22 protein-coding genes are annotated in these 26,101 nt (G+C 63.3%); 15 read left to right on the forward strand and 7 right to left on the reverse strand.

The window, feature by feature from the left end; all coding sequences use genetic code 11:
* Positions 1-51: 51 nt before the first annotated feature.
* The 6 genes from D3791_RS13760 (at position 52) to D3791_RS13785 (ending at position 6,268) form a co-directional block, all read left to right on the forward strand.
* The gene (locus D3791_RS13760; protein ID WP_028268668.1) at positions 52-951 is read left to right on the forward strand and encodes a TrmH family RNA methyltransferase; all 900 of its coding nucleotides are present in this window, start codon (positions 52-54) and stop codon (positions 949-951) included.
* Between the two features lie 3 nt (positions 952-954).
* Positions 955-1,401, forward strand: coding sequence for an NUDIX domain-containing protein (locus D3791_RS13765; protein WP_022875832.1), 447 nt, complete (start codon positions 955-957; stop codon positions 1,399-1,401).
* Positions 1,402-1,480: 79 nt separating this feature from the next.
* Positions 1,481-2,122, forward strand: coding sequence for an LppM family (lipo)protein (locus tag D3791_RS13770; protein ID WP_022875831.1), 642 nt, complete (start codon positions 1,481-1,483; stop codon positions 2,120-2,122).
* Positions 2,123-2,263: 141 nt separating this feature from the next.
* A complete protein-coding gene (locus tag D3791_RS13775) occupies positions 2,264-3,343 on the forward strand; it encodes a phenylalanine--tRNA ligase subunit alpha (RefSeq protein ID WP_022875830.1) in 1,080 nt (359 codons plus the stop codon).
* A gap of 4 nt (positions 3,344-3,347) precedes the next feature.
* Positions 3,348-5,888, forward strand: coding sequence for a phenylalanine--tRNA ligase subunit beta (gene pheT, locus D3791_RS13780; protein ID WP_172512535.1), 2,541 nt, complete (start codon positions 3,348-3,350; stop codon positions 5,886-5,888).
* Between the two features lie 152 nt (positions 5,889-6,040).
* On the forward strand, positions 6,041-6,268 hold the full coding sequence (locus D3791_RS13785) for a hypothetical protein (protein WP_172512536.1): 228 nt from the start codon (positions 6,041-6,043) through the stop codon (positions 6,266-6,268).
* Here the strand turns inward: D3791_RS13785 and D3791_RS13790 are convergent.
* A complete protein-coding gene (locus D3791_RS13790; RefSeq protein ID WP_281350600.1) occupies positions 6,265-6,726 on the reverse strand; it encodes a GNAT family N-acetyltransferase in 462 nt (153 codons plus the stop codon). The two genes, D3791_RS13785 and D3791_RS13790, sit on opposite strands and share 4 nt — an antisense overlap.
* 122 nt (positions 6,727-6,848) lie before the next feature.
* Positions 6,849-7,370: a phosphoribosyltransferase gene (locus D3791_RS13795; RefSeq protein WP_022875826.1), complete on the reverse strand. Its 522-nt coding sequence runs from the start codon at positions 7,368-7,370 to the stop codon at positions 6,849-6,851.
* Positions 7,371-7,694: 324 nt separating this feature from the next.
* Between D3791_RS13795 and D3791_RS13800 the strand changes: the two genes are divergently transcribed.
* Both D3791_RS13800 and D3791_RS13805 read left to right on the forward strand, forming a co-directional pair.
* Positions 7,695-9,209 (forward strand): DUF5129 domain-containing protein, encoded by a 1,515-nt coding sequence (locus tag D3791_RS13800; RefSeq protein WP_172512538.1) that lies wholly within the window; start codon positions 7,695-7,697, stop codon positions 9,207-9,209.
* Positions 9,210-9,219: 10 nt separating this feature from the next.
* Positions 9,220-9,891 (forward strand): 4'-phosphopantetheinyl transferase family protein, encoded by a 672-nt coding sequence (locus D3791_RS13805; protein WP_172512539.1) that lies wholly within the window; start codon positions 9,220-9,222, stop codon positions 9,889-9,891.
* Positions 9,892-9,904: 13 nt separating this feature from the next.
* Here D3791_RS13805 and ppk2 read toward each other — a convergent pair whose 3' ends face one another.
* The 4 genes from ppk2 to D3791_RS13825 form a co-directional block, all read right to left on the reverse strand.
* Positions 9,905-10,801, reverse strand: coding sequence for a polyphosphate kinase 2 (gene ppk2, locus D3791_RS13810; RefSeq protein ID WP_022875823.1), 897 nt, complete (start codon positions 10,799-10,801; stop codon positions 9,905-9,907).
* 74 nt (positions 10,802-10,875) lie between these two features.
* A complete protein-coding gene (locus D3791_RS13815) occupies positions 10,876-12,177 on the reverse strand; it encodes a M1 family metallopeptidase (RefSeq protein WP_172512540.1) in 1,302 nt (433 codons plus the stop codon).
* 12 nt (positions 12,178-12,189) lie between these two features.
* Positions 12,190-16,125 (reverse strand): Pls/PosA family non-ribosomal peptide synthetase, encoded by a 3,936-nt coding sequence (locus tag D3791_RS13820; RefSeq protein WP_172512541.1) that lies wholly within the window; start codon positions 16,123-16,125, stop codon positions 12,190-12,192.
* A gap of 249 nt (positions 16,126-16,374) precedes the next feature.
* Positions 16,375-17,343 (reverse strand): quinone oxidoreductase family protein, encoded by a 969-nt coding sequence (locus tag D3791_RS13825; RefSeq protein ID WP_022875820.1) that lies wholly within the window; start codon positions 17,341-17,343, stop codon positions 16,375-16,377.
* Positions 17,344-17,518: 175 nt separating this feature from the next.
* Between D3791_RS13825 and argC the strand changes: the two genes are divergently transcribed.
* The 7 genes from argC to D3791_RS13860 all read left to right on the forward strand — a co-directional run bounded on the left by argC (position 17,519) and on the right by D3791_RS13860 (position 25,281).
* Complete coding sequence (argC, locus tag D3791_RS13830; protein ID WP_172512542.1) at positions 17,519-18,550, forward strand: N-acetyl-gamma-glutamyl-phosphate reductase; 1,032 nt, start codon at positions 17,519-17,521, stop codon at positions 18,548-18,550.
* Positions 18,547-19,761 carry a bifunctional glutamate N-acetyltransferase/amino-acid acetyltransferase ArgJ gene (gene argJ, locus D3791_RS13835; RefSeq protein ID WP_172512543.1) on the forward strand — a complete coding sequence of 405 codons (1,215 nt, stop codon included), beginning with the start codon at positions 18,547-18,549 and terminating at the stop codon, positions 19,759-19,761. Before argC ends, argJ begins: the two co-directional genes overlap by 4 nt.
* 22 nt (positions 19,762-19,783) lie before the next feature.
* Positions 19,784-20,722, forward strand: coding sequence for an acetylglutamate kinase (argB, locus tag D3791_RS13840; protein ID WP_172512544.1), 939 nt, complete (start codon positions 19,784-19,786; stop codon positions 20,720-20,722).
* The gene (locus tag D3791_RS13845) at positions 20,719-21,963 is read left to right on the forward strand and encodes an acetylornithine transaminase (protein ID WP_022875816.1); all 1,245 of its coding nucleotides are present in this window, start codon (positions 20,719-20,721) and stop codon (positions 21,961-21,963) included. The genes argB and D3791_RS13845 overlap by 4 nt, the downstream gene beginning before the upstream one ends.
* A gap of 30 nt (positions 21,964-21,993) precedes the next feature.
* Positions 21,994-22,953, forward strand: coding sequence for an ornithine carbamoyltransferase (argF, locus tag D3791_RS13850; RefSeq protein WP_022875815.1), 960 nt, complete (start codon positions 21,994-21,996; stop codon positions 22,951-22,953).
* A gap of 1 nt (position 22,954) precedes the next feature.
* Positions 22,955-23,458, forward strand: coding sequence for an arginine repressor (locus tag D3791_RS13855; RefSeq protein ID WP_172512545.1), 504 nt, complete (start codon positions 22,955-22,957; stop codon positions 23,456-23,458).
* A 95-nt stretch (positions 23,459-23,553) separates the two neighbouring features.
* A complete protein-coding gene (locus D3791_RS13860; RefSeq protein WP_172512546.1) occupies positions 23,554-25,281 on the forward strand; it encodes an HNH endonuclease signature motif containing protein in 1,728 nt (575 codons plus the stop codon).
* 105 nt (positions 25,282-25,386) lie between these two features.
* Here D3791_RS13860 and D3791_RS13865 read toward each other — a convergent pair whose 3' ends face one another.
* A complete protein-coding gene (locus D3791_RS13865) occupies positions 25,387-25,938 on the reverse strand; it encodes a macro domain-containing protein (protein WP_172512547.1) in 552 nt (183 codons plus the stop codon).
* Positions 25,939-26,101 lie beyond the last annotated feature (163 nt).

A 26,101-nucleotide genomic window follows, 5' to 3' on the forward strand; every position in this document is an offset into this window, starting at 1 on the left:
CGCGATCACGTGGAACCCACCCATTAGTGTTTCTACCGGTATTCTCGAAGTATGAGCAGTTTTTCCGCTGAAGTGATGACCAACCCCCGTGCCGAACGAGTCAAGTCGGTCGCCCGGCTTGCCAACCGCAAGGGACGTGAAGCCACAGGGGAATTCCTCGTCGAAGGCCCGCAGGCAGTGCGCGAAGCGCTCAAGGCGCATCTGGACGACGACAACCTCGTGCAGGCCGTCTATGTTGTCGGAGGATTCCTCGAAAGCCACGACGAGTTCGCGGAACTGCTCGATCAAACACAGGTGCCAACACGCATCGTCACCGGCGAAGTGCTGCATGCCATGGCCGACACCCAGACCCCACAGGGGATTCTCGCCGTTGCCGCGATCGCCCAGCCGCAACTGAGCGAAGTGCTCGCCGCCAAACCGCGGCTCATCGCAGTCCTGTGCCGGGTCCAGGACCCCGGAAACGCCGGCACGGTGCTCCGCGCCGCAGACGCCGCCGGAGCCGACGCCGTCATCCTGACCAAGGGCAGCGTCGACATCTATAACCCGAAGGCCGTGCGCTCCACGGTCGGATCGCTTTTCCACCTGCCGGTGCTGAACAACATCGAATTCGACCACCTGATCGAGGCGGCGAAAACCACCGGTAACCAAATCCTCGCCGCCGACGGCTACGGAGCCTTGAACCTGGACTCGTTGCAGGACGCCGCGGTATTGCGCGCCCACCAGCCGGCCGCTGAGGCCCAGGCCCCCGAAGGCCAGCCGGTCCTTGAAGCGCCCACGCTATGGCTCTTCGGCAATGAAGGACAGGGCCTAGATGACAACGAAAAACAGGCGGCTGACCATGCAGTGGCGGTTCCGCTCTACGGCGTAGCCGAGTCGCTGAATGTTGGCACCGCCGCGACCGTGTGCCTCTACGCCTCGGCACGAGCCCAGCACACGGCAAAGCAGGGCTAGCCTGTGGCTGAAGCACCAGTCCTGAAGCAAATTGTGGCCGTAGCCATCGTCGACGATCTGGCAGCGCCCGCCAAGCTCTTGGCCGCCCGGCGCAACCGCCCGGAGGCCCTCGCCGGATTGTGGGAATTCCCCGGAGGGAAGGTCGAGCCGGGGGAGAGTGAAATTGCCGCGGTGCACCGTGAACTGGGCGAAGAGCTGGGCGTGGCCATCACCCTGGGTGCAGCAATCCCGGGGCCGCACCGGCAAGGATGGCAGCTGAACGAGAAAGCCGCCATGCGCATGTGGTTCGCCCAGATCACCGAGGGCGAACCGGATACCCTGGACGGCCACGACCAGCTGGCCTGGCTCGACCTCGACGACTCGCTGCACGGGATCGTCGAGTGGATTCCGGCCGACGCGCCCATTGTCGCGGCATGCCTTGAACAGGTACGTGCAAGAGCGACCCAATAAAGACGCGTAAGCTTGAAGCAGCGCCTTTTGAGGCATTGCACGTTTTTGCACCCGAACACTTTTTGAGGAGCCCTTTTCCGTGAAGCGACTTTTGAGCGTGATCGCACTGGCCTTTGCCGCGGTCCTAGCATTGTCCGGCTGCGTCAACATGAACGCAGACGTCAACATCCAGGGGCAAGACAAAACGACCGGTTCGGTTGAAGTCACCATCAACAAGGAAAACCTCCAGGGCATGAGCCTCGACGAGCTTTTGGCAACCCAGGTCGACACCGCAGCCATGGAACAGCAGCTTGATGGCAAGTGGACCTACTCGAAGATCGAGGAAGGCGAAAACGTCGGACTGCGTTTCGAGACCGATGGCGTGAAGACCTACACCCAGCTCAAGGACGCCTTCAAGGTCTTCGGCTTCGAGATCAACCTCGCCGACGATGGCAAGGAAGTGACCTTCTCCATGCCAGGAGACAAGGCTGCCGTTGATTCCTCCTTCACCGAAGCGAACCTGCACGTGAACTTCCCGGGTGAAGTCACCTCGCACGCTCCGGGCGAAGTCGAGCACCACTCGGTCACCTTTGACATGATCAAGGGCGCCCAGGTCTACCAGGCCACCGGCAAGTTCGACCACACGCTGTTCTACGCTTCGATCTTCGGCGGCGCACTGCTCGTGCTGACCCTGGTCTTCGTGCTGGCCTTTGCCCCTAAGGGTGCCAAAGAAGAGCACTAAGCAGTAAAAACCAGCTTCGAGGTAAGAAGCTTCACGCCAAGGGCCCGTCATCGGTGAAACGATCACGGGCCCTTGGCAATAGAATGGAACCAAAGTGTTCTACGCGTAAGTACAAGATAAGAGTAAGGATCGATCGATCCCATGTCTGATCAGACAACTGGACAAGCTCCCGACGGGGAGTCCAACGTTCCGCACCCAACCGACGAAGCAGGCATCCAGACAGCTGTTGATGCTGCCCTGGCCGCCATCGAGGCTGCCGGAGACCTGAACGAGCTGAAGGATGCCCGACTGGCGCACACCGGCGAAAAGTCGGCCCTGTCATTGGCCAACCGGCAGATCGGCAAGCTCGACAAGTCGGAAAAGGCTGTCGCCGGCAAGCTGGTCGGCTCGGCTCGCGGCCGCGTCAACAAGGCCCTCGCCGCCCGCACCACGGTGCTGGAAGAAGCTGAAGCAGCTCGCATCCTCGTTGAAGAGACCGTCGACGTCACCGCGGCACCGCGTCGCCGCTCGGTAGGCGCACGTCACCCGCTCTCGGTGCTCCAAGACCGCGTAGCCGACATCTTCGTCGGCATGGGCTGGGAAATTGCAGAAGGCCCGGAAGTCGAATCCGAATGGTTCAACTTCGACGCGCTGAACTTCAAGCCGGACCACCCGGCCCGCGAAATGCAGGACACCTTCTTCATCGAGCCTGCCGACGCCCACCTGGTGCTGCGTACCCACACCTCTCCGGTGCAGGTCCGCTCGCTGCTCGAACGCGACCTGCCGGTCTACGTGCTGTGCCCGGGACGCACTTTCCGCACCGATGAGCTGGATGCCACCCACACCCCGGTCTTCCACCAGTTCGAAGGCCTGGCCGTGGACAAGGGCCTGACCATGGCCGACCTGCGCGGCACCCTGGAGCACTTCGCCCGCCAGATGTTCGGCGAAGAAGCCCAGATCCGCCTGCGCCCGGCCTACTTCCCGTTCACCGAGCCATCGGCCGAGCTGGACATCTGGCACCCAGGTGCCAAGGGCGGCCCGCGCTGGATCGAGTGGGGCGGCTGCGGCATGATCAACCCGAACGTCCTGCGCGCGGCAGGCATTGACCCGGAAGAGTACTCCGGCTTTGCCTTCGGCATGGGCATCGAGCGCACGCTCATGTTCCGCAACGATGTCCCGGACATGCACGACATGATCGAGGGCGACATCCGTTTCAGCCAGCACTTCGGGATGGAGATCTAAGTAAATGCGTATTCCACTATCTTGGCTGCGCGAGTACGCGCAGGTACCAGCCGAGGCCTCGGCTGAAGACGTGATGGCAGACCTGGTCAAGGTCGGCCTCGAAGAAGAAGACGTGCACCGCCCCTCCGACGAGCTCTCGGGCCCGATCGTTGTCGGCCAGGTGCTCTCCTTGGAAAAGGAAGTTGCCTCCAACGGCAAGACCATCAACTGGTGCCAGGTCCGCGTGGTCCCAGAAGGCGCCGAGCAGACCCTGACCGGCAAGGGCATCGACCCATCCGGTGTACAGGGCATCGTGTGCGGCGCGCACAACTTCGTTGAGGGCGACAAGGTTGTTGTCACCCTGCCAGGCGCCGTGCTGCCCGGGGACTTCAAGATCTCCCCGCGCAAGACCTATGGCCACACCTCGGCCGGCATGATCGCCTCGTCGCGCGAATTGGGCATCGGCGATGACCACGACGGCATCATCGTGCTCTCCAACTACGGGCTGGACCCGGAACTGGGCACCGACGTATTCGAGCTCTTCGGACTCGATGACCAGGCCGCCGAGATCAACGTGACCCCTGACCGCGGCTACTGCTTCTCGATCCGCGGTGCGGCTCGCGAGTACGCGCTGGCTACCGGAACCTCCTTCACCGACCCGGCCACCACCGTTGCGGTCACCGAAGCCACCGAGGCCGGCCACGAAGTGGTCCTGGCTGACCAGGCTCCGATCTACGACGTGCCCGGTTGCACCCGCTTCGTGACCCGCGAGGTCACCGGCATCAACCCGGCTTTGCCGACCCCGCGCTGGATGGCTTCACGCCTGCAGCTGGCCGGCATGCGCTCCATCTCGCTGCCCGTGGACATCTCCAACTACGTGATGCTGGAACTCGGCGCGCCGCTGCACTTCTACGACGCTGACAAGCTCAACGGCGCCATCACCGTGCGCCGTGCCAAGGCCGGCGAAAAGCTGACGACCTTGGACGAGAAGGAACGCGAGCTGTCGGTGGAAGACCTGCTGATCACCGACGAGTCCGGCGCCCTGGGCATCGCCGGCGTCATGGGCGGAGCCACCACCGAAGTCACCGGTTCGACCACCCGCGTGCTGATCGAAGCAGCGCACTTCGATGCGGTGTCCATCGGCCGTTCGCGCCGCCGCCACAAGCTGCCTTCGGAAGCCTCCAAGCGCTTCGAACGTGGCGTGGATCCGCAGATCATGCAGATCGCGGCCCAGCGCGCAGTGAACCTGCTGGTCGAGCTGGCCGGCGGTACCGAAACCACCAAAATCACCGATGCCGGCGCCCAGCCAGCTGCTACGCAGATCCAGCTGCCAGCAGGCTTCGCCGGCTCGCTGATCGGCGTGGACTACACCGACGAGCAGACTGTCGCGTCGCTGGAAGGCATCGGCGCGAGCGTCGAGCAGAACAGCACCGGCTTCCTGGTCACCGCGCCAAGCTGGCGTCCGGACCTGGCCATCAAGGAAGACCTGGTGGAAGAAGTAGCCCGCGTTGTCGGCTACGACAAGATCCCGGCTACCTTGCCGGTGGCTCCTCCGGGCCGCGGCTTGACCCGCGTCCAGTCCCAGCGTCGCCGCCTGCTCCAGGGCTTGGCCGACGCGGGATTGACCGAGATCCTGTCCTACCCGTTTGTCTCCGAGCTGCAGAACAACACCTTCGGCGCAGCCCAGGCCGGCACCGAGGTCAAGGCCATTTCCCTGGCCAACCCGATCTCCAAGGAATTCCGCTTCCTGCGCACCAGCTTGCTGCCAGGCCTGCTGGAAACCGCGCGCCGCAACATCGGCCGCGGCTTCCGCGATCTGGCCCTCTACGAGGGCGGCCTGGTCTTCCAGCCAGGCGAGCATCTGGGTTCCAGCGTGCTTCCTCCACTGGGCGCCAAGCCAAGTGACGAGGTGCTGGCCGAACTGTTCAACGGTGTTCCGAACCAGCCGTGGCATTTGGCTGCTGTGCTGACCGGCAACGAGGCTTCCGCCGCCGCCGGCTTTGCGCCGCGTGCCTGGGACTGGGCCGACGCACTGGACGCGGCACGTACCGTTGCCGATATCCTCGGCGTCGAGCTGGAGATCGCCCAGGGCAGCCACCAGGCATTCCACCCTGGCCGTGCCGCGACCTTGAAGGTTGCCGGGGAGGTCGTCGGCTACGCCGGCGAACTGCACCCGCAGCTGCTCAAGGACCAGGACCTGCCAGCACGCACCGTGGCCATGGAGCTGAACGCAGCGGCCCTGATGAACGCGGCTCCTGCCGTGGTTGTTGCCGAGCCTCTGTCCACCCAGCCGCTGGCCACCCAGGACGTTGCCCTGGTCGTGGATCAGGATGTCGTCGCCGGTGACGTCCTGGCAGCCCTGCGCGAAGGTGCCGGAGACCTGCTGGAAGACATTGCACTCTTCGATGTGTACCAGGGCAAGGGCATCGAGGATGGCAAGAAGTCGCTGGCCTTCGGCCTGCGCTTCCGTGCCACCGACCGCACCCTGACCGCCGATGAAGCGTCAGAGGCGCGCGCCGCCGCCGTGGCTGTGGCCGCCGAGAAGTTTGGCGCCACCCAGCGCTAGCTGAAACTGGCGATGCCCCGCTGACCACCTTGGCTTCCAAGGCGATCAGCGGGGCATCGCTGTACTGTCGCGGCAATGTTCTCCCGAATCGACGACTACACTTGTTTCTGGGATTCCTCAATAACTAATGACGATCAGGGAAGTGGTGAGCAGTGAAGGGACTGCGTTCTTGCGGCGCTGTGCTGTTGGTATTGTTCCTTGGCTTCCTGGCCGTCGCTGCTTTGATTGCAGCCGGTTGGGGAGTGATTGTCTTCATCGAACGCGGCGCCGGAGCGCACCTGCAAGATGAGCCGACGCCGACCTACCAGCCCGATGAGGAAGCCCCGGATCCCATGCGGCCGAGCAGCTTCGGGTTCTTGAAGGAAACGACTACAGCCTAAGCCTGCGGTGTTGCCCGGGTGAGGGTCACCAGCGCTGCATCATGGCTTTGGCGGATGAATCCGTGCCGCTCCAGGACTTTGAGCGAAGCGATATTTTCTGGAGCCACCCTGGCCATGAGATCCGTGATTCCGGATTCTTGCAGATGCTGCAATCCTTGGTCGACGATCACCTTAGCCAAGCCCTGGCCCCACATTGCGGGCGCAAGCCAATAGCCGATCTCTGTGGCATGGGCACGCTCAGTGGCAGTGAACAAGCCTATGCGCACGCCATCGCGCCATACGACGAACCATGAAATCTCATTGCTGTCGATCGCTTGATCTACTCGCTGTATCGCGTATTCGCGGCTCCATGGCTGGCCATCGCCAATGAACGCGGTGACGCGCTCATCCGCGCTGAGACCCACGATGAAATCCGTATCGGATCCGTCAATTGCCCTTAGTTGTACTGAGGAACTCATACCATCAGCGTATGGGATGAACTCAGCCCACTAAAAATCTCTGTCTGATCAAATGAACGGCGCCAAAAGGGCAAACAAAAGCGGGGAACGATTCGCATCGTTCCCCGCTGAAGAATAATTATTTACTTTGCTCCGCCTGCGGTGACTGGTGGAAGATCCGACCATGGGAAGGTGATCCACTTGTCGGTGCGGCGCCATTCGTAGTCAGGGACCATGATGGTGCGTGGCTTGGTGTAGAGGCAAACGGTCTTGACGTCCGCGCCCCATGCCGAAACCAGGTCGACGACCTTTTCCAAGGTGCGGCCCGAGTCGGAGACGTCGTCAACGATCAGGATCTTCTTGTCGCGCAGGTGGCCGTCATCCAACATTGGTGGCAAGACAACTGGCTCAGGAAGAACAGTGCCGATGCCGGTGTAGAACTCAACGTTCAGGGCGCCGCAAGCCTTGACGCCGAGCGCGTAGGAGATCGAGCCGGCCAGGAGCAGGCCACCGCGTGCTACCGCCAAGACGATTTCGGGCTCGAAGCCGCTATCTACGATGGTCTGCGCAAGTTCGCGGGAGGCTTCACCGAAGGTGTCCCAGGTGAGAATTTCGCGCTCTGGTTCTGAAAGGACGGATGCCCCGGAATCGTCAATGCTAGTCATTCTGCAATTTTACCGCCGTTTTCGGCGTAATAGTGCAGGATTCAATGACCTGATCCTGTTTTTCATCACTAGTCCGGAGCGTTTATTGCTTATTGATCAGGCAAAAATCCGAGGTGAGACCCCTATTCTGAGCAATGCATCACGTTAACAATACCGTTGCCTAAGGCAAGGAACAGGAAGTACTGCGCACGAAGAGCTAACGCAGTGATGGTGGGGTGTTCGACAGGTCAATTGCGGTTGCGCAAAAAAATCACTTTTGATCGATAAACTGAAACGAGTAGTCGTTCACCAGCCATCCAGCATCGGTCCCGAGGAGAAGCGAACATGGCACGAAGCAATCTGTCCAGGCGAGTTGTCAGCGGGGTAGCGGTCCTGTCCTTCGGCTTGTTGAACGTGGTAGCCCCGGCCCAAGCGGTGTCCGGAGTGCAAATCCATGCAGGCGAGAATCTGGGTGAGGTCAGCATTGAGGACACCGCGGGCGTGATCAATCGCGACCGGCTCATGGATGCCTTGGATGAACTGGATTTCAACGAACCGACCAACGTTGCGGTGTATACGCGCGACGGCGAGTATTCCGATGACATCAATACAAAAACGCTCGAATTCGCACGCAAGAGCCATCCAGAATGGATATCGGCCAAGGCTGAGGACTATGGCGACTATTGGGCCGATGGGCTGCTGATCATCACCCTGTCGGTCGAAGGCAGCGGGGACGGCCAGATTGGCACCTATTTTGGCGAGGATCGCAAAGTCACCACCAGCCAGATGGAGAGCATCCACGAAGCAGGGTATGACGACTTCAACCTGTCGCGGTGGACGGACGGCGTGATCGCAGTTGCCGACAAGGCCTCGGCGATCATGAATCGACCGTGGTACAAAAGCCCCGCCCTATGGTGGACCGTTGCGGCAGGCGGTGGCGGCACTGGCATTGTCCTGATATCTTCAGCGGCGATGCGTTCGTCACGACGCAATAATTTCGCCCAGGAATTGCAGAGCGGAACCGAACATCTCACCAACGTCACCATGGACCTGGACGAGACGGAAATCGCCGCCAAGACGCTGCCCACCGGTTCAACCCACGCCGCCGAACTTGAACGCCGATTTGCCGACTTCATGTCGAAGTATCGTGAATCCTTCGACTCGCAAGCCAAGCTGGCAGCAGCGGAGAAGAAGTACCGTTCCTCAAGCCGTGGCGTGGACGCCGCCAAGAAGTTCAAGACCGATGCGCAAAACCTTGACCTCACCGATGACGCCATCATCGCTGCTGCCGCGCTCTACACTCGTTCAGCCTCGTGGGAAGATGCCTGGCGGGCCCAGACGAAGCCGCTGGCAGACGATCTTGCCCAAATCTCCACGCTGATCGATGACGTGGATCCTGAGCTGATGGGCAGCGCAGCGGCACTCGCCTCGTACCGTGAGACCGCAACACAATCGCTGGAATCGCTGGGAACCCAATTGAAGGCCGAACAAATCGACGTCGATGCGGCCTTGGATGAGCTCTCCGATCTTCGACGCGGGCTGACAGAGCGCTTGGACGAATTTGCCAAGGCCCAAATCGAAGCCTATGCAGAGAATGAGGATGAGAAGGAAGAGATGCGCAGGGAGATGGAACGATCCCGCTATTCCACTGCGAGCCAGGGACCTCGCGGAGGGACCATCCTGGACGTGTTGAATCCCGGATCGCTGTACTGGAGCGTGGGCAGCTACAACGCTGGCTACACTGCGGGGACGAACTCGGTGGATCAATCCCGCGAGTCCTCTAGCTCATCCGGGTCAGTATCAACCGGATACTCCGGCGGCGGCAGCTTCTCGGGCTCCGGCGGATCGTCGCGGTTCTAATCAGGAACCCATGCCAATTTTTTCCAAGCTATTGCCTGGGTCCGTTCGTGTGGCCGAGACGCGTACCGAGCTTGATGACGGGCCTAGATTCTGGCAAGAGGATCAGTACGTAGCCGACGCGGTCGAGACCCGCCAGCAGGAGTTCCGCACCGTGCGCATTTGCGCCCGTCAAGCGCTCGCCGAATTCGGGCACGGCGATCACATCCTCGTTCCCGATGAACACCGCGCGCCGGAATGGCCCCCGAATATCGTGGGCAGCATGACCCATGCACCCGGACTGCGAGCCGCCGCCGTGGCCAGCACCGGTGAATTCAGGGGTATCGGAATCGACGCCGAACCGCATCAGGCGCTGCCCGCAGAAGTGGTCGACGTGATCCTGTTGCCGGTAGAACGGCGCTTGGCCGCTCGCCTCCAAGCCGAAGATCCCGGCATCGCTTGGGACAAGCTGATGTTCAGCGCCAAGGAAAGCGTCTTCAAAACGTGGTATCCGTTGGCCCGGCGCTGGCTTGATTTTCTTGAATGCGAGATAACGGTCGGCCACGAGCCAGGAGCCTTCACCGCCCGAATCCTGCAGGCCAGCCCCGTGCACAGCGGGGTTGACCTGTCAGTGCTTTGCGGGAAGTGGATGAACGAATCCCCAGTGGGCCACGGCCTGCTGGCCACAGCGATCACTGTGCAATGAGACCTGTAACGTCCTAGAACTCTTCGCCGTGGGTGATGACGTTTGCGGCGCGTCCTACGATCTGGGGATCAGGGGAGCCGATCAGCTCGTGATCCTTGCCCTTGTAGTCAAACAGGTTCAGCACGTGGCGCATCGCCTGAAGCCGGGCGCGCTTCTTGTCGTTGGACTTCACCACCGTCCACGGAGCGTGATCGGTGTCGGTCTTCAAGAACATTTCCTTCTTGGCTTCCGTGTACTTGTCCCATTTATCCAGGGACTCAAGGTCCATGGGGGAGAGCTTCCACTGGCGCACCGGATCGATTCGCCGAATGGTGAAGCGAGTGAGCTGCTCGCTTGCGGAGACCGAGAACCAGAACTTCACCAAATCAATGCCCTCATCGACCACGAGCTTTTCGAAGAGCGGAGTCTGGTCGAGGAAGTGATCCACCTGCTCCGGGGTGCAAAAGCCCATGACCCGTTCCACGCCGGCACGGTTGTACCAGGAACGGTCGAAGAGCACGATTTCGCCGGCTGAAGGGAAATGCTGCACATAGCGCTGGTAGTACCACTGGGTGGATTCGCGTTCGCTGGGTTTTTCCAACGCGACGACGCGGGCGCCACGAGGGTTCAGGTGCTCGGTGAAGCGCTTGATCGTTCCGCCTTTGCCTGCGGCATCACGACCCTCGAAAACGATCATGATGCGCCGGCCGTTGGCCTTGACCCACTTCTGGAGTTTCAGAAGCTCGATTTGCAGGGCCCGCTTTTCAATCTCGTAGGTTTCGCGGTCGAGTTTCAGGTCATAGGGGTAGTCTTCGCGCCAGGTGTCAACGACGGTGCCGTCGGCGCGCAACAACAACGGATCATCGTCATCATCGTCGAGTACCGAGTAACCACGGAAAGCGTCATCGAGCAGGGGCATTTCTACACTCATAGTGGTAAGCCTAAAATTCGTGGATGAACTGATGATTAACGGATTTTGAACTGGCCAGCAGACCGGCCGAACCTTCAGGCAGGAAAGCCCGGCAGTTCAAGATCGGTAAGCCAGGATTGCAGAATCTGGTCCACATCGACGCCGGAAGCATGCTTCTTCAGATGCTTCGTGAATTTCTTCGTATCAACGCTGCTGTGCTGGTAGCTCGCGGTCCAATCGCGAAGCATCTCGTAGAAGGCCTTCTCGCCTAGCGCAGTGAGCAATGCATACAGGGTCAGTGCCCCGCGCTTGTAGACACGATCATCGAACATGTCCTTTGGGCCCGGGTCCCCGATCTGCAGATCCTGGGGCAGGGACTTGAGCTTCTCCCAGGCCGCGCGGGCACGCTGCTCGATCGGCATGACCCCGGCGTGCTCCGAGTACACCCACTCGCTGAAGCAGGCGAAGCCTTCGTTCAGCCAGATGTCCTTCCACCGCGAGGGAGTCAGCGAATTGCCGAACCACTGGTGCGCGAACTCGTGGGCGATCAGGCGCTGGGCTTCCCACTCCAGCGAAAGGTGATTGCGCCCGAAAATGCTCATTCCCTGGGCTTCCAAGGGAATCTCGAGTTCGTCGTCGACCACGACGATCTTGTAATTCTCGAAAGGGTAGGGGCCGAATTTGCGCTCGAAGATCTCGGCCATCTGGCTTTGCTTCGCGAAGGCTCCGCGCACCGGAAGATCATTACCTGGAACCGAGTAGGCCAGCAGATGGTGCCCGCGGTCAAAGGCGATTTCGATGTAGCGCCCGATCTGCAAGGTCGCCAGATAGGTGGCCATGGGCTCGCGCTGTTCGTACACCCAGGTATTGCGGCTGGCCGAGCGGCTGTGCGAGATCAAATCGCCATTGGCCACCACGCGGTAGCCCGCATCGGTGGACACCTCAAAACGGTAGGAGGACTTGTGGCTTGGATGGTCATTGCAGGGGAACCAGGTCGAAGCTCCCACCGGCTGGCCCGAAACGAGGATTCCATCGGTGAGCTCTTCCCAGCCCACCTCGCCCCATTGCCCGTTATCGACGCTGGGGTTTCCGCCATAGCGCAGGTTCAATTCGATATGATCCCCGGCTTTGATCCGGCTCGGGGTCGAGATAACCACGCGGTGGTGCTTTTTGCTGACCGAGACCTTGCGTCCCTGGCAGGTGGCCTTGATGATCTTCAGCCCGTTGAGGTTCAACGGAATCTCGTTGAGATCTTCGAGTGCGCGAATGCGCAGCATGGCCCGGCCGTCGAGGTGGTTGCTCGCGAGCTTCACCACGAGGTTCACCTCGTAATGTTCCACGGTGTAGGTCGGGGAGCCGTAGTGCTTGGTGTACTCATCCAGTATGCGATGGTGCATCGGTGCGTTGCCTCAGGCTTCCTGTGTGACGGGCTGCGTAAATTGTGTATCCGGGTTGATGTTCCAGCGTACTGCCGGATTGCCGCGCCAGTAGGTATTGGCAGGCAGAACCTCGCCGCGAAGGATCAAGCTGGCCGGGCCGGTGGTGGTGCCCTCGGAGATCTGCGCCGCTGGCAGGATCACGCTATGCGGGCCGAGCGTCGCCCCTGCTCCCAGGGTGACCGAGTCAATGGACATGATGCGGTCGTGGAACAGGTGGGTTTGCAGGACCGAACCGCGGTTGACCGTGGAGTGGTCCTCCAAGGTGACCAGGTCGGCTTCCGGCAGCCAGTAGCTTTCGCACCACACGCCATGGCCGATCTTGGCGCCCTGGGCGCGCAGGAACCAAACCAAGGCCGGGGTTCCGGAAGCGAGGCGGGCGAACCACTGGGCGCAAACCAGCTCGGTGAAGGAATCGACCATTTCTGTGCGCCAGATGAAGGAGCTCCACAGGGTGTGCTCGCCGGGGCGGATCGCACCGACCACCAGCCACTTGGCGGCGACCGCGATCACGGCAGCCAACGCGCCAGCGAGCACCAGCACCGCGCCGGAGAGCAGCATGCTGGCCCAAACGCTGGCGTAGGTGGCCAGGGCAGCCAGGGCCCACAGCACGCCACCGGCGATGGCCACGGTGGTGAAGACCGCCAGGGAACGGGTCAGCTCCCAGAAGGAACGCATGATCTTCAATTTCAGGGCCGGACGGTAGGTGCGCTCCGACTCGGCTTCCACCGTGGTGCGGCGCAGCTTGTTCGGCGGGGAACCGATCCACGAGGTCCCGGCCTTCATCTTCTTCGGGGTGGCCGAGAGCACCGCGATCAGCGAACGCTTGGGCACGCGGCGCCCTGCATGCAGGATGCCGGAGTTGCCCAGGAAGGCCTTCTTGCCCACGCGCACCGGTGCGATATGCATCCAGCCTCCGCCGAGTTCGTAGGAGGCCACCATGGTGTCGTCGGCCAAGAAGGCGCCGGAGGAGATGGTGGTCATCTTCGGGATCAGCAGGACCGTGGAAATCTCCACATCGCGTCCCACCTTGGCTCCCAAGAGGCGAAGCCAGATCGGGGTGAACAGCGAAGCGTACAGCGGGAAGAGCTGATCGCGGGCGGTATCCAGGACCCGCTCGGTCGCCCAGGCCTGCCAGCCCACGCGCGAGGTGACCTGATGCCATCCTTCGACCAGGCCGATCGACAGCAAGCGCACCACGAGGATGGTCAGGATCATGCTCGACAGGAACCAAACCAGCGCCGCAACGATCACAGCCGGGATGAAGCGCCAGCCGATTTCTGCCAGCGACTGGGCTGGCCGCAGGATCGGGGCGACCGAGAGGAAGGCGAGAACCACGGGGATCCACTGCCACAGGTTCAACAGGATCGAGGCGATGCCGGCGAGCACGCGAGGCAGCTTGCGGTAGGCCGGTTCTGCCTCGGGCCACTTGGGCTTGGCCTTGGCCTGCCGGATCGCAGGGGAGCCGGCGTACCGGGAGTTCCCGCGGGCGCTTCCGTAGACCGCCGAACCGGCCTCGACGATCGTGTCATCGCCGATCATCGCTCCGGGGACCAGGGTGCTGCGCGCGCCGATCGACGCGCGGGCGCCAACCTCGATGGCGCCGACGTGCAGCTTGTCGCCGTCAATCCAGTAGCCGCTGACATCCACCTCGGGTTCGATGGTGGCGCCCGGGCCCACGGTGAGCATTCCGGTCACCGGCGGCAGGGTGTGCAAGGTGGCGGTGCGGTCGATCTTCGCGCCGAGCATGCGGGCGTACCAAGGCAGCAGCGGCGCGCTGGAGAGCGAAATCGGGTCCACCACATCGGCTACGTGCTGAGCCAGCCACAGGCGCAGGTGGACCGAACCGGAGCGCGGATAGATTCCAGGTTCCAGCCCGCGCAGCAGCAGCTTGTTGGCCAGGATGGACAGGGTCATGCGCCCGATCGGGGTGACGAAGAGAAGCCATAATCCGGCGATCACGTACCACGGGGTGGGCAAGGGGTCTTCGAAAACGCCCATGGCCACCAGGGCCACGTGCCCGATCATCAAATAGGTGAACCAACGCAGCCCGGAAAGGATGAACAGCGGGAAGGCCACCAGGGTCTGCGCCAATTGGGTGATGCGCTTGGTGCGCGCCACGGTACGCGGTTCCACCGGTTCGCTGGTGGCCTGCTGCCCGCCGAGGAATTCAACCAGGGCCCCGAAGCGCGGGTAGTCATAGAGTTCGGCCACTGTCAGATCCGGATAGCGCACGCGCAAGGCGGAGACGAGCTGGGCGGCCGAGAGGGAACCGCCGCCGGCGGCGAAGAAGTCGGCGTCCAACCCGGATACGGGTGCGCCGAGGGCTCCCTGCCATGCTTCGGCAATGAATTCTCCCACCTCATCCAGTGGCGGCAGCTCGCCGGAGGAGTCGTTCTGCTCGGTGCCGGGCAGCGGCCAGGGCAGGGCATTGCGGTCGACCTTGCCGCTGGTTTTCATCGGCAGGTTGTCCATGACGGCCAGGATCGGCACCATGGGCGCCGGCAGGTCCTCCAGCAAGGCGGTGCGGGCCGCGGACAAATCGTAGTCTTCAGGCGCCTGGAGGTAGCCGACCAGGATCTTGTTTCCGGTGGCGGTTTCGCGCACGGCCACCGCGCCGGCGGAAACCCCGGCCAGGGAGTTGAGCGCGGCATCGATTTCGCCCAGCTCGATCCGTCGGCCGCCGATCTTCACCTGGTCATCAACACGGCCGATGAAGATCAGGCCTTTGCTGTCATTGACCACCATGTCGCCGGAACGGTAGGCGCGCTCCCAGCCCAAGGTGGGCATCGGCGCGTACTTTTCGGCGTCCTTCTCTGGATCCAGGTAGCGGGCCAAGCCCACGCCGCCGATGATCAGCTCGCCGGATTCGCCCTCGGCCACTGGAATGCCTTCGGGGTCGACCACGGCCAGATCCCAACCGGCCAGCGGCAAGCCGATGCGCACCGGGAGGCTGCCGTCCATGGTGGCGCCGCAGGCCACCACGGTCGCTTCGGTAGGTCCGTAGGTATTCCAGACTTCGCGGCCCTCGGTAGCCAGGCGGCCGGCTAGTTCTGGCGGGCAGGCCTCGCCACCGAAAATCAGCAGCCGCACCGAGTCCAGGGCCTGGGCTGGCCACAGGGCGGCCAAGGTGGGGACGGTGGAGACCGCGGTGATCGAGCGGGAAATCAGCCAAGGGCCAAGGTCCATGCCGCTGCGCACCAGGGCGCGCGGGGCAGGCACCAGGCAGGCGCCATTGCGCCAGGCGATCCACATTTCCTCGCAGGAGGCGTCGAAGGCGACCGAGAGCCCGGCCAGGACCCGGTCGGTGGTGTTCAGCGGGTCGTTGGCCAGGAACATTTGAGCTTCGGCATCAACGAAGGCCGCCGCGGAACGATGGGAGACCGCAACGCCCTTGGGCTTGCCAGTGGAGCCGGAGGTGAAGATGATCCAGGCATCATCGGCCAGGTTCGGCAGGCGCGGGGAAGCGAAAGGCTTGGGCCGCGCAGTATCCACCACGATGGTGTCTATGCCCTTGACGACGCCGGCCACCTCGGCTTCGGTGAACACCGTTTTGGCTCGCTCGTCGGGATCGTCCGCATCCACCGGGACATAGGCGGCCCCGACCCAGATGATGGCCAGGATCCACTCGTAGAGGTGGCGTGTGCCCGATTCAACGCGCACGCCGATGCGGTCGCCGGCACCGAGCCCGTGCTCGTGCAGGCGGCGGGCCTTGGCCTTGACCTCCCTGACGAGCTCGGCATAGCTTTCGGTGCGCTCGCCGTCATCGATGGCGGGCGCGTCAGGGTGGGCCTCGGCGGTGGCCTGCAGGATGTCTACCAGCGTGCGGGCGGCCGGGGCCAGGGCACCGGAAGGAAACTGGGGGGTGTAGATTTCTTGATCCGGCGCAGGAGTTTGATCGTTGTCCATGATGAACGGATCCATCCCTTCACTTAACTGCGTAAATGGTCTTCGGGGCGCTGGGGGAGTGCGTCCCAAAAGGGAAATGGATGCTGGAGGGGGCGGATCGAGGATCCAACAGCTATTTAATACTGCTTTGATGAAGCACAGAGGCTGTCTTGGCTGAATTGTCGGCTAAGTCTCATAGGTTTCGCTACTGCTACGCCGAAGGCCCGGGGCACCGTGCTCGATGTTGTGCCCCGGACGTGAAACTGCTAGTTATGGCAGCAAAATGACTTTGCCGGTGGTGGCGCGCGATTCCAGCGCGGCGTGGGCGGCACCTGCCTCGGCCAGCGGGTATTGGGCACCGATGCGCACATCGATCTTTCCGGTGGCCACCCAGCCGACCATATCCCCGAAGCGCCAATGCATCTCCTGCTGCGAGGTCAGGAAGTCCGCGAGCTTCGGGCGGGTGACCGTCAACGATCCGCCGGCGTTCAGGCGCTGCAGGTCGAAGGGAGGCACCTGGCCACTGGCTCCGCCGAAGAGCACCAGCGTGCCGCGGCGGCGCAGGGCCGCCAGCGAGGTCTCGAAGGTGTCCTTGCCGATGCCGTCGTAGACCGCGTTGACCCCTTTGCCGCCGGTGACTTTCTCGACCGTGTCGGCGACCTGGTCGTAGTCCACCACGTAATCGGCCCCGGCTGCCTTGGCCAGGTCCTTCTTCTCCTGGGTGGAAGCGGTGGTGATGACGGTAGCGCCCTTGAGCTTGAGCAGCTGGGTGAGGATCAGCCCTACGCCGCCAGCGCCTGCGTAGGTGAGGATGACATCGCCTTCGTGCACCATGTAGCTGGAGTGGACCAGGTAGTGGGCGGTCATGCCCTGCAGCGGCAAGGCGGCGGCGATGTGCAGGTCCACGGAGTCGGGGACCTTGGCGGTCAGGTCGGCATCAACCAGGGCATACTGCGAGTAGCCGGCCTCGCCGGAGGCGGTGGCCACGCGATCGCCCAACTTGAAGTTCTGGACGCCTTCGCCGATCTGTTCGACCACGCCGGCGAATTCGGAACCGGGGACGAAGGGGTAGTCCACGGTGTAGACGCCGCTGCGCTGATAGGTTTCGATGAAGTTCACGCCGGTGGCCGCGACCTTGACCAGCAGCTGGCCGGGTCCCGGGGCAGGGACCGGGATGCTGGTTTGCTCTAATCCGGTGGCGTCGGTGGGTTCGTTGACCACGATGGCTTGTTGCTGCATGATGCGTTGCTCCTGAAATACGCGGTGTCCCGGGGTGCTCGGGCGGGTCTCTACCGCCAGTTTAGGACTTCGCCCGCGATGGCGGGGGCAGGGCCGGATGGATGTCGGGTTACGTGACGAAGTATTTTATGAATATTTATTAGCGTGCGTGAATATTTCGCGATAGAATCTGGTCATGACGATTTCAGTAGCTGTCTCCGGCGCCAGCGGATACGCCGGCGGTGAGGTCCTTCGCATCCTTGCGGCCCATCCAGAAGTAGAGATTGGCGCGATCACCGCGCACTCCCAGGCCGGGCAGCGACTCGGTTCGATCGCGCCGCACCTGCACGCGCTCGCCGACCGCGTTCTGGTCGACACCACCGTGGAAAACCTTGCCGGACACGACGTCGTGTTCCTGGCCCTGCCGCATGGCACCTCGGCCGCCGTCGCCGCGGCCCTGCCCGAAAACACCCTGGTCATCGACGCCGGCGCGGACCACCGCCTTGAATCCGCCGCCGCCTGGGAAAAGTTCTATGGTTCGGCACACGCCGGATTCTGGCCCTATGGCTTGCCCGAGCTTCCTGGCCAGCGCGAGAAGCTGGTCGGCACCAAGCGCGTTGCCGTCCCCGGCTGCTACCCAACCGGCGGCCAGCTGGCCTTGGCCCCGGGCTTCGGCGCGGGACTGCTCGAAGCCGACGACGTGGTCATCGTGTCAGCCTCCGGCACCTCCGGGGCCGGCAAATCGTTGAAGCCCAACCTGCTGGGCAGCGAAGTCATGGGCTCGATGAGCACCTACGGCGTGGGTGGTATCCACCGCCACATCCCGGAAATGGAGCAGGGCTTTTCCAAGCTGGCCGGAGAACCGGTCACCGTGTCCTTCACGCCGACCCTGGCTCCGATGCCCCGCGGCATCCTGACCACCGCTACCGCAAAGGTCAAGGCCGGCGTGAGCGAAGCACAGCTGCGCGCCGCCTGGGAACAGGCCTACGCCGACGAGCAATTTGTGCACCTGCTGCCCGAAGGCCAATGGCCAACCACCGGCGCGGTCCAAGGCTCCAACCACGTCCAGCTCCAGCTGGCCTTCGACACCCACGCCAACCGCGTGATCGTCACCGCCGCGCTGGATAACCTCACCAAAGGCACCGCAGGTGCCGCAGTCCAGTCGATGAACATCGCCCTGGGCCTGCCAGAAAATACCGGATTGCTCATGCAAGGAGTCGCACCGTGAGTCTCGCCTACACCAGCACCCACCCGTCAGCCGCCGCAACCGGCGTCACCGCCCCGGCAGGATTCACGGCGGCCGGCGTGCCGGCAGGCCTGAAGTCCACCGGCAAGAACGACGTCGTCCTGGTCAAGAACCTCGGCCCGCAGTTCACCGCAGCCGGGGTCTTCACCTCCAACCGCGTGGCCGCTGCCCCGGTGCACTGGTCCAAGCAGGTGCTCGCCGACGGCCGCATTGACGCGGTTCTGCTGAATTCCGGCGGCGCCAACGCCTGCACCGGTCCCGAAGGATTCGGCAACACCCACCGCAGCGCCGAATACGCCGCTGAGCTCCTGGGCATCTCCGCATCCGACGTGGCTGTGGCCTCCACCGGGTTGATCGGCGTCCAGCTGCCCATGGACAAGTTGCTGCCCGGCGTGAAAGCCGCAGCAGAGCTGATGGCCGATGACCAGAACTCCGCCGATGCGGCCGCAGCCGGCATCATGACCACCGACACCGTGCCGAAGCTGGTCTCCCGCCTGGTGGGCCCGGATGGCTCCACCCAGGTCACCATCGGCGGCATGGCCAAGGGCGCGGGAATGCTCGCCCCGGCGCTGGCCACCATGCTCGTGGTGCTTACCACCGACGCGGTGCTTTCCTCCGATCAGGCCGACACCGCGCTGCGTGCCGCCACCGCCATGAGCTTTGACCGCGCCGACTCCGATGGCTGCATGTCCACCAATGACACCGTGCTGCTTCTGGCCTCCGGCGCCTCTGGCACCACCCCGGATATCGCTGAATTCACCGCTGCGCTTACCGACGCCTGCTGCGAACTGGCCGCCAAGCTCATCGAGGATGCCGAAGGCGCCGATCACACCATCGCGATCCGCACCTACAACGCCGCCACCGAAGCCGACGCCCTGGAAGTCTCCAAGGCAGTCTCCCGCTCCAACCTAGTGAAGACCGCAGTGTTCGGCAAGGATCCGAACTGGGGACGGGTGCTCTCCGAAGTGGGCACCACCAAGGCCGCCTTCGAAGCCGATCAGCTCAACGTGTCGATCAACGGCGTGATGGTCTGCAAGAACGGCGGGGTCGGCGAAGACCGCAACCTGGTCAGCCTCGAAGAGCGCAATGTGTCCATCGAGATCGACCTGAACGCGGGCAGCGAGGAAGCCACCGTGCTGACCAACGACCTGACCCACGACTACGTCCACGAAAATTCCGCCTACTCCAGCTAGGCTGCACCCGAGGAATCACCCCATGGCCCAAACCATCCGCACCAACCTGGACATCGCCCAAGCCAAGGCCGAAGCGCTGATCGAAGCATTGCCGTGGATCCAGCGCTTCGCCGGAACCACCATGGTCATCAAATACGGCGGCAATGCCATGGTCAACGACGAGCTGCGCCGCGCCTTCGCCGAAGACATCGTGTTCCTGCGCCACGCCGGGGTCAACCCGGTGGTCGTGCACGGCGGCGGACCGCAGATCAACAAGATGCTCGACACCCTCGGCATCAAATCCGAATTCCGCGGCGGGCTGCGCGTGACCACCCCTGAAGCCATGGACGTGGTGCGCATGGTGCTCACCGGCCAGGTGCAGCGCGATCTGGTCGGCCTGATCAACTCGCACGGCCCCTACTCGGTGGGCATGTCCGGCGAAGACGGCGCCACCTTGCAGGCCATCCGCACCGGCACGATCGTTGATGGGCAGCCGGTGGACCTGGGACTTGTCGGCGAAGTGACCCGGGTGCGCACCGATCAGGTGGACTCGCTGGTGGATGCCGGCATGATCCCGGTCATCTCCACCGTCGCCCCGGAATTCGATGAACACGGCGATCCCACCGGTGCGGTGCTCAACGTCAACGCGGATACCGCCGCGGCCGCGCTGGCCAGCGCGCTGGGCGCCGCCAAACTGGTGATCCTCACCGACGTGGAAGGCCTGTACGCGGCCTGGCCGGATAAGTCCTCGCTGATCAGCTCGATCACCAACGACGAACTGCGCCAGATGCTGCCAAGCCTCGAATCGGGCATGATCCCGAAAATGGGCGCGTGCCTCAAAGCCGTGGACGAAGGCGTGGGACAGGCCCACATCGTCGACGGCCGCGCCCCGCACTCGATGCTGCTGGAAATCTTCACTACCGCCGGCGTGGGCACCCAGGTGCTCCCGTCCTCCCACACCAACTCGAAGGACACCAAGTGAGCGAGCAGACAGCGCACACCCCAGAGACCACCGACGAAGTGCAAGAGCTCGCGCAGCTCTCCTCCTCGGCGCTTTCCGAGCGCTACCAGCAGTCCCTGCTGGGCGTTTTTGGCGCCCCGCAGCGCGTATTGGTGCGCGGAGCCGGCTGCCACGTCTGGGATGCCGACGGCAACCAGTATCTGGATCTGCTCGGCGGCATCGCGGTGAATACCCTGGGCCACGCCAATCCGCTGCTGACCTCGGTCATCACCAGCCAGCTGGCCACCTTGGGGCACGTGTCGAACTTCTTCACCTCCCCGAGCCAGATCGCCCTGGCCGAAAAGCTGCTGGAAATCTCCGCCGCCCCGGCAGGGTCCAAGGTCTTCTTCGCCAACTCCGGCACCGAAGCCAATGAGGCCGCGCTGAAGCTCACCCGCCGCAACGCCGGCACCGAGGCCGCTCCGCGCACCCGCGTCATAGCTCTGGAGCACGCCTTCCACGGCCGCACCCTGGGCGCGCTGTCGCTGACCTACAAGGAAAAGTACCGGGCGCCCTTTGCCCCGCTGCCACAGAATGTCACCTGGATTCCGGCCGGAGATATCGACGCCCTGCGCAACGCGGTGGACGAAACCGTCTCCGCAGTATTCATCGAGCCGATCCAGGGCGAAGCCGGGGTGAAGATGCTCTCCACCGAGTACCTGCAGGCCGCACGCGAGATCACCCGCGAAGCCGGCGCCCTGCTGGTCTTCGACGAGGTGCAGACCGGCATGGGCCGCACCGGCTCCTTCTTCGCCTCCGCACCGGTGATCCCCGATGTGATGACCCTGGCCAAGGGCCTGGGCGGCGGCTTCCCGATCGGCGCGATGATCGTCTTCGGCGAAGAGAACACCAAGTGGCTGACCCCGGGCGATCACGGCACCACCTTCGGCGGCAACCCGGTGGCCTGCGCCGCCGGCCTGGCCGTCATCCACACCATCGAATCCCAAAACCTGCTCGAAAAGGTCCGGGAGAACGGAACCTGGCTGCGCGAACAGCTCTGTAGCATCGCCGGGGTCAGCGAAGTGCGCGGGGCAGGCATGCTCACCGCCTTCGAACTGGCCGAAGCCAACGCGCAGAAACTGGTGGCCGCCGCCCTGGACGCCGGGTTCATCGTGAACGCCACCGACGAGAAGACCATCCGCCTGGCCCCGCCATTGGTCATCACCCAAGAGCAACTAGGCAGCTTCCTGGCCGCCCTGCCGCAGCTGATCGCCGCCGCCTGAAACTTCGCACAAACTTTAAGGAACCCACTGATGAGCTCAACCCGCCACTTCCTGACCGACCTGGATTTCACCCCCGACGAGCAGTCCAAGGTGCTCGATCTGGCCGCCGCCATGAAGGCCGACAAATTCGGTTACCAGCCTTACGCCGGCCCGCAGACCGTCGCGGTCTTCTTCGACAAGACTTCGACCCGTACCCGCGTTTCCTTCCACGCCGGCATCGCCGAACTCGGCGGCTCGCCGCTGATCATCAACTCCGGCGAATCCCAGCTGGGCCACAAGGAGTCCATCGCCGACTCCGCCAAGGTGCTCGAACGCATGGTCTCCACCATCGTCTGGCGCACCTACAAGCAGTCCGGCCTGGAGGAAATGGCCGCGAATTCCTCGGTGCCGGTCATCAACGCGCTGAGCGACGATTACCACCCATGCCAGCTGATCGCCGATCTGCTCACCGTGCGCGAGCACAAGGGAGCCACCGCCGGGCTGACCATGAGCTACCTGGGCGATGCGGCCAACAATATGGCCAACTCCTACCTGCTCGCAGGCGTGACCGCCGGCATGCACGTGCGCATCGCCGGACCCGAAGACTACCTGCCTGCCGAGCCGATCATCGCCGCCGCACAGGAGCGGGCGAAGCTCACCGGGGGATCGGTCACCATCACCACCGATGCCGCCGCCGCGTTGAAGGACGCCGACGTGGTTGTCACCGACACCTGGGTCTCCATGGGCCAGGAAGACGAAAAGGAAGCGCGCCTGAAGCTATTCACCGACTACTCGGTGACCAGCGAAGCGATGAAGCTGGCCAAGGAGGATGCGATTGTGCTGCATTGCCTGCCTGCCTACCGCGGCTACGAGATCGACGCCGAGGTGATCGATGGGCCGCAGTCGGTGGTCTTCGACGAAGCCGAAAACCGCGTGCACGCCCAGAAAGCCATCATGACCTGGCTCATGGTCGCCTCCGGGCTTGCCGAAGATTCACGAGTGGAGCTCTAGCATGTCCTCGCAGCCAAGCACCAAAACCGCCCGGCAGGCCCGCATCCGCGCTTTTTTGGGCAACAATTCGGTTAAATCCCAGGCCGAGCTGCTCGGGCTGCTCAAGGACGACGGGCTGGAAGTCACCCAGGCCACGCTCTCGCGCGATCTGGTGGAAATCGGTGCGGTGCGCATCCGCGACCACCTCGGCCAGCTGATCTACGCGGTGCGCCAAGAAGGCGGGGATCGATCCCCGCAGACCGCCATCACCCAGGAGGTGCTCGATGCGCGCCTGGCGAAGATCTGCGCCGAACAGCTGGTCACCGCCGAAGCCTCCGGGAATATCGTGGTGCTGCGCACCCCGCCGGGCGCGGCGAACCTGCTGGCCCTGGCCATCGACCATTCGCAGATGCCCTCGATCCTGGGCTGCATCGCGGGAGATGACACCATCATGGTCACCACCCGCGAGGTCGACGGAGGCGCGGAAGTCGCAGCCCGCTTCCTCGCACTGGCCGAACCGCGCTAACCGTACACCGCCCGCATCCCGGCACCGCCTCGCACTTTTCCACAGTGCGTGGCGGTGTCGCGCTTAACCCCTCAGCGCCGCCGCATCATCGCTGTATGGATTTGCAGCAGCTCACGCACTCGCTTACCGCGCTGGTCGGCCAAGTGGCCGATCAGGGCTCCGGCGAGCCAGCGCTCAGCGCCCCGCAATTGCTGCAGGCCCAATCCATCCTCCTGCAACTAGCCGGAAATCTATCCCGCCAGGCTGAGCAGCTGACCGACCCGCGGGCCGCGGTGGCCAATGCGCAGTTCGCCGAAGCCCTGGGCCGCCAATCAACTCGCGGGACCGTCATCGCTGCCAGCCTCGTGGAAACCACCGGCGCCCATGCCCTGCACATGGATGAATTCGACGATCTGCGTGCCGGCCGCACCGACTTCAGCGCCGAACCGCGCTTCGCCGCCGGTCGCACCGTTTATCCCGACGCCGCCAACCTCCTGGCCGCGGTTCTCGACCTGAACTATTTCGAAGCCACGCGCCGTGTCGAGGATGCACACCTGGTCCACGCCCGGCGCGATATCTCCGGCGCCGCCTGCGCTCCTCGATTTACCGCCTTGGTCGAGCATTTTGCCGCCACGCCCGATCCATTCGCCGCTTCCCAACCCGCGTCCGCACCATGGGCCCCGCCAGACCTGCATCATGTTCGCGATCCCCGCGAAGTGCTGAAAGCCGCCCGGGCGCTGGACAAGTTCGAACCGGCAGACACCACCTTCGACGGGATCCCCACCTCGGCGACCGCCACGGCTGCCGACGGCACGCTGCTGGAGGACCAAGCCGCCGCGTTGCTGGCTGAAACCCCGTTGCGAACACGCCAAAAGCACCTGAATACCCTGGTCAAGGACTACAAAGAGGCGCATAGCGAAACCCGCACGCCCCCACTGGGACTTTTCCGCGGCCGGGTCGTCAATGGCGTCCACGAATTCATCGTCCGCGTGCGTTCCCTGGATGCCGAGTTGTGGAACTCGCTGATCGCCCAGGCCGACAACAAGCGCACCCAGGCCGGTGCCGCCGCCCGCCAAGCCGACAAAAGTGCACCGGCTGATGAACGGGCGCAGTCCGACGAGCCCGGCCGCGAATCCTCCAGCGACGAGCCGGTGCACGACGATCTCTGGCATAGCGACGAACCGATTCCGGACTGGGCCCGAGGTCCACAGCCTGAGGGCGAGGGAACAAGTTCTTCACCTGGCGCCCCGCCGGATGCCGCGATGCCCGTCATGCCCACCACCTGCACCATTCCGGAACGAAGGCTCAACGCGCTGAATGCCATCCTGCGCAATATCGATCCGGACAACAGCACCAAGCGGATAATCCCGGAAATAGTAGTGCATGCCAGCTACGAGGACCTCGCCGACCTTGCGTCGCTCAGCGGAATTACCGCTCACGGGGTCAAACTCTCCGCGCCCGAACTTCGCACCATGCTCTGCGAGGCGAAAGTCCTCAGCCCGATCTACAACGCCGACGGGGTGATCATGGACATCGGCAGGGATGCCAGGCTGTTCCCGCGGTGGATGAAACTCGCCGCGCGTGACCGCGACGGTGGCTGCCTGGTGCCAGGCTGCACCGAGGAACCGGCGCTGCTGGAGTACCACCACTTCATGCCGTGGTCCAAAGGCGGGCACACGCGGCTGCAAGATTGCTGTCCGCTATGCACGACCCACCACGTAATGGTTCATACCGGGTATCTGAAACTGGTGAAGATCAAGAAACTGCCCTACGTGATCCTGCCCAAGCATCTGGATCCCGACCAACGGCCGCAGCGCAATACCTATTTCGCGCGGTCCGGCTGAGCGCCGACTCGATCCGCTGTGCCCTGCTGCCCCCCCGCCCTGGCACAAATCTGCCGCGCCCGTGATCATGGGCGCGGCAGATTCTTGCGTGATGTTATCGCTTGGTTAGGCGGCGATGTCCTGGACAGCGTTGAGGTTGAAGGCCTTTTCAAAGGCAGCCTGGACCTCGTCGGTGTGCGCCACCATGATGATCTTGTGGATCGGCGAAATGTGCTTGTTGATCTCGACCCACCGGTCGATCGCTTCATGGGCGATGTCGGCCACCAGCTGGGGGTCCCAGCCGAAGACGCCCGCGCCAATGGCGGGGAAGGCGATCGAGTGGGCATCGTGGCGGGCGGCCACGTAGAGCGAATTCATAAAGCAGTCCCTCAAAATTTTTGGGTTGGGCTTGATCAGCGCCAGATTTGGCGCGGCAGTATGGATGACGCACTTTGCCGCGAGCTCGCCGGCTTTTGTTGCGACGGCAATGCCCGATGGGATTCCGTCCGGGTAGCGCTGCGCGCGGACTTCCCGGCATGCGGCTAGCAGGCTGGGACCGGCAGCTTCATGAATCGCTCCATCGACTCCGCCGCCACCTAAAAGTGAAGGATTGGCAGCGTTCACGATGGCATCTACGTGCAGGGTGGTGATGTCACCACGGTACAACTGGATTTCCATTTCGTACCTCCGAAGATAGTTCCGATTCGGTTATGGCAACACCATACGCCCGGGCGCTGTGGACTGGAAGAGGTTAAACATCAAGTTTCCTGCGTGTCGCTTTCCCCGGACTTGAGACGCGCAAATGCATGAATCGACACAACAATGAATATTTATGAGCAAC

Source organism: Glutamicibacter mishrai, assembly GCF_012221945.1.
In the GTDB taxonomy this organism is placed as follows: Bacteria; Actinomycetota; Actinomycetes; order Actinomycetales; family Micrococcaceae; genus Glutamicibacter; species Glutamicibacter mishrai.

What these genes read in the sequence shown, in the direction of transcription:
- D3791_RS13815 (WP_172512540.1), bottom strand. Translation starts at nt 12,177, where the DNA reads ATGCACCATCGCATACTGGATGAGTACACCAAGCACTACGGCTCCCCG.
- D3791_RS13825 (WP_022875820.1), bottom strand. Translation starts at nt 17,343, where the DNA reads ATGCAGCAACAAGCCATCGTGGTCAACGAACCCACCGACGCCACCGGA.
- D3791_RS13760 (WP_028268668.1), top strand. Translation starts at nt 52, where the DNA reads ATGAGCAGTTTTTCCGCTGAAGTGATGACCAACCCCCGTGCCGAACGA.
- ppk2 (WP_022875823.1), bottom strand. Translation starts at nt 10,801, where the DNA reads ATGAGTGTAGAAATGCCCCTGCTCGATGACGCTTTCCGTGGTTACTCG.
- D3791_RS13790 (WP_281350600.1), bottom strand. Translation starts at nt 6,726, where the DNA reads ATGAGTTCCTCAGTACAACTAAGGGCAATTGACGGATCCGATACGGAT.
- argC (WP_172512542.1), top strand. Translation starts at nt 17,519, where the DNA reads ATGACGATTTCAGTAGCTGTCTCCGGCGCCAGCGGATACGCCGGCGGT.
- D3791_RS13795 (WP_022875826.1), bottom strand. Translation starts at nt 7,370, where the DNA reads ATGACTAGCATTGACGATTCCGGGGCATCCGTCCTTTCAGAACCAGAG.
- D3791_RS13820 (WP_172512541.1), bottom strand. Translation starts at nt 16,125, where the DNA reads ATGGACAACGATCAAACTCCTGCGCCGGATCAAGAAATCTACACCCCC.
- D3791_RS13805 (WP_172512539.1), top strand. Translation starts at nt 9,220, where the DNA reads ATGCCAATTTTTTCCAAGCTATTGCCTGGGTCCGTTCGTGTGGCCGAG.
- D3791_RS13800 (WP_172512538.1), top strand. Translation starts at nt 7,695, where the DNA reads ATGGCACGAAGCAATCTGTCCAGGCGAGTTGTCAGCGGGGTAGCGGTC.
- pheT (WP_172512535.1), top strand. Translation starts at nt 3,348, where the DNA reads ATGCGTATTCCACTATCTTGGCTGCGCGAGTACGCGCAGGTACCAGCC.
- argB (WP_172512544.1), top strand. Translation starts at nt 19,784, where the DNA reads ATGGCCCAAACCATCCGCACCAACCTGGACATCGCCCAAGCCAAGGCC.
- D3791_RS13860 (WP_172512546.1), top strand. Translation starts at nt 23,554, where the DNA reads ATGGATTTGCAGCAGCTCACGCACTCGCTTACCGCGCTGGTCGGCCAA.
- D3791_RS13855 (WP_172512545.1), top strand. Translation starts at nt 22,955, where the DNA reads ATGTCCTCGCAGCCAAGCACCAAAACCGCCCGGCAGGCCCGCATCCGC.
- D3791_RS13865 (WP_172512547.1), bottom strand. Translation starts at nt 25,938, where the DNA reads ATGGAAATCCAGTTGTACCGTGGTGACATCACCACCCTGCACGTAGAT.
- argF (WP_022875815.1), top strand. Translation starts at nt 21,994, where the DNA reads ATGAGCTCAACCCGCCACTTCCTGACCGACCTGGATTTCACCCCCGAC.
- D3791_RS13775 (WP_022875830.1), top strand. Translation starts at nt 2,264, where the DNA reads ATGTCTGATCAGACAACTGGACAAGCTCCCGACGGGGAGTCCAACGTT.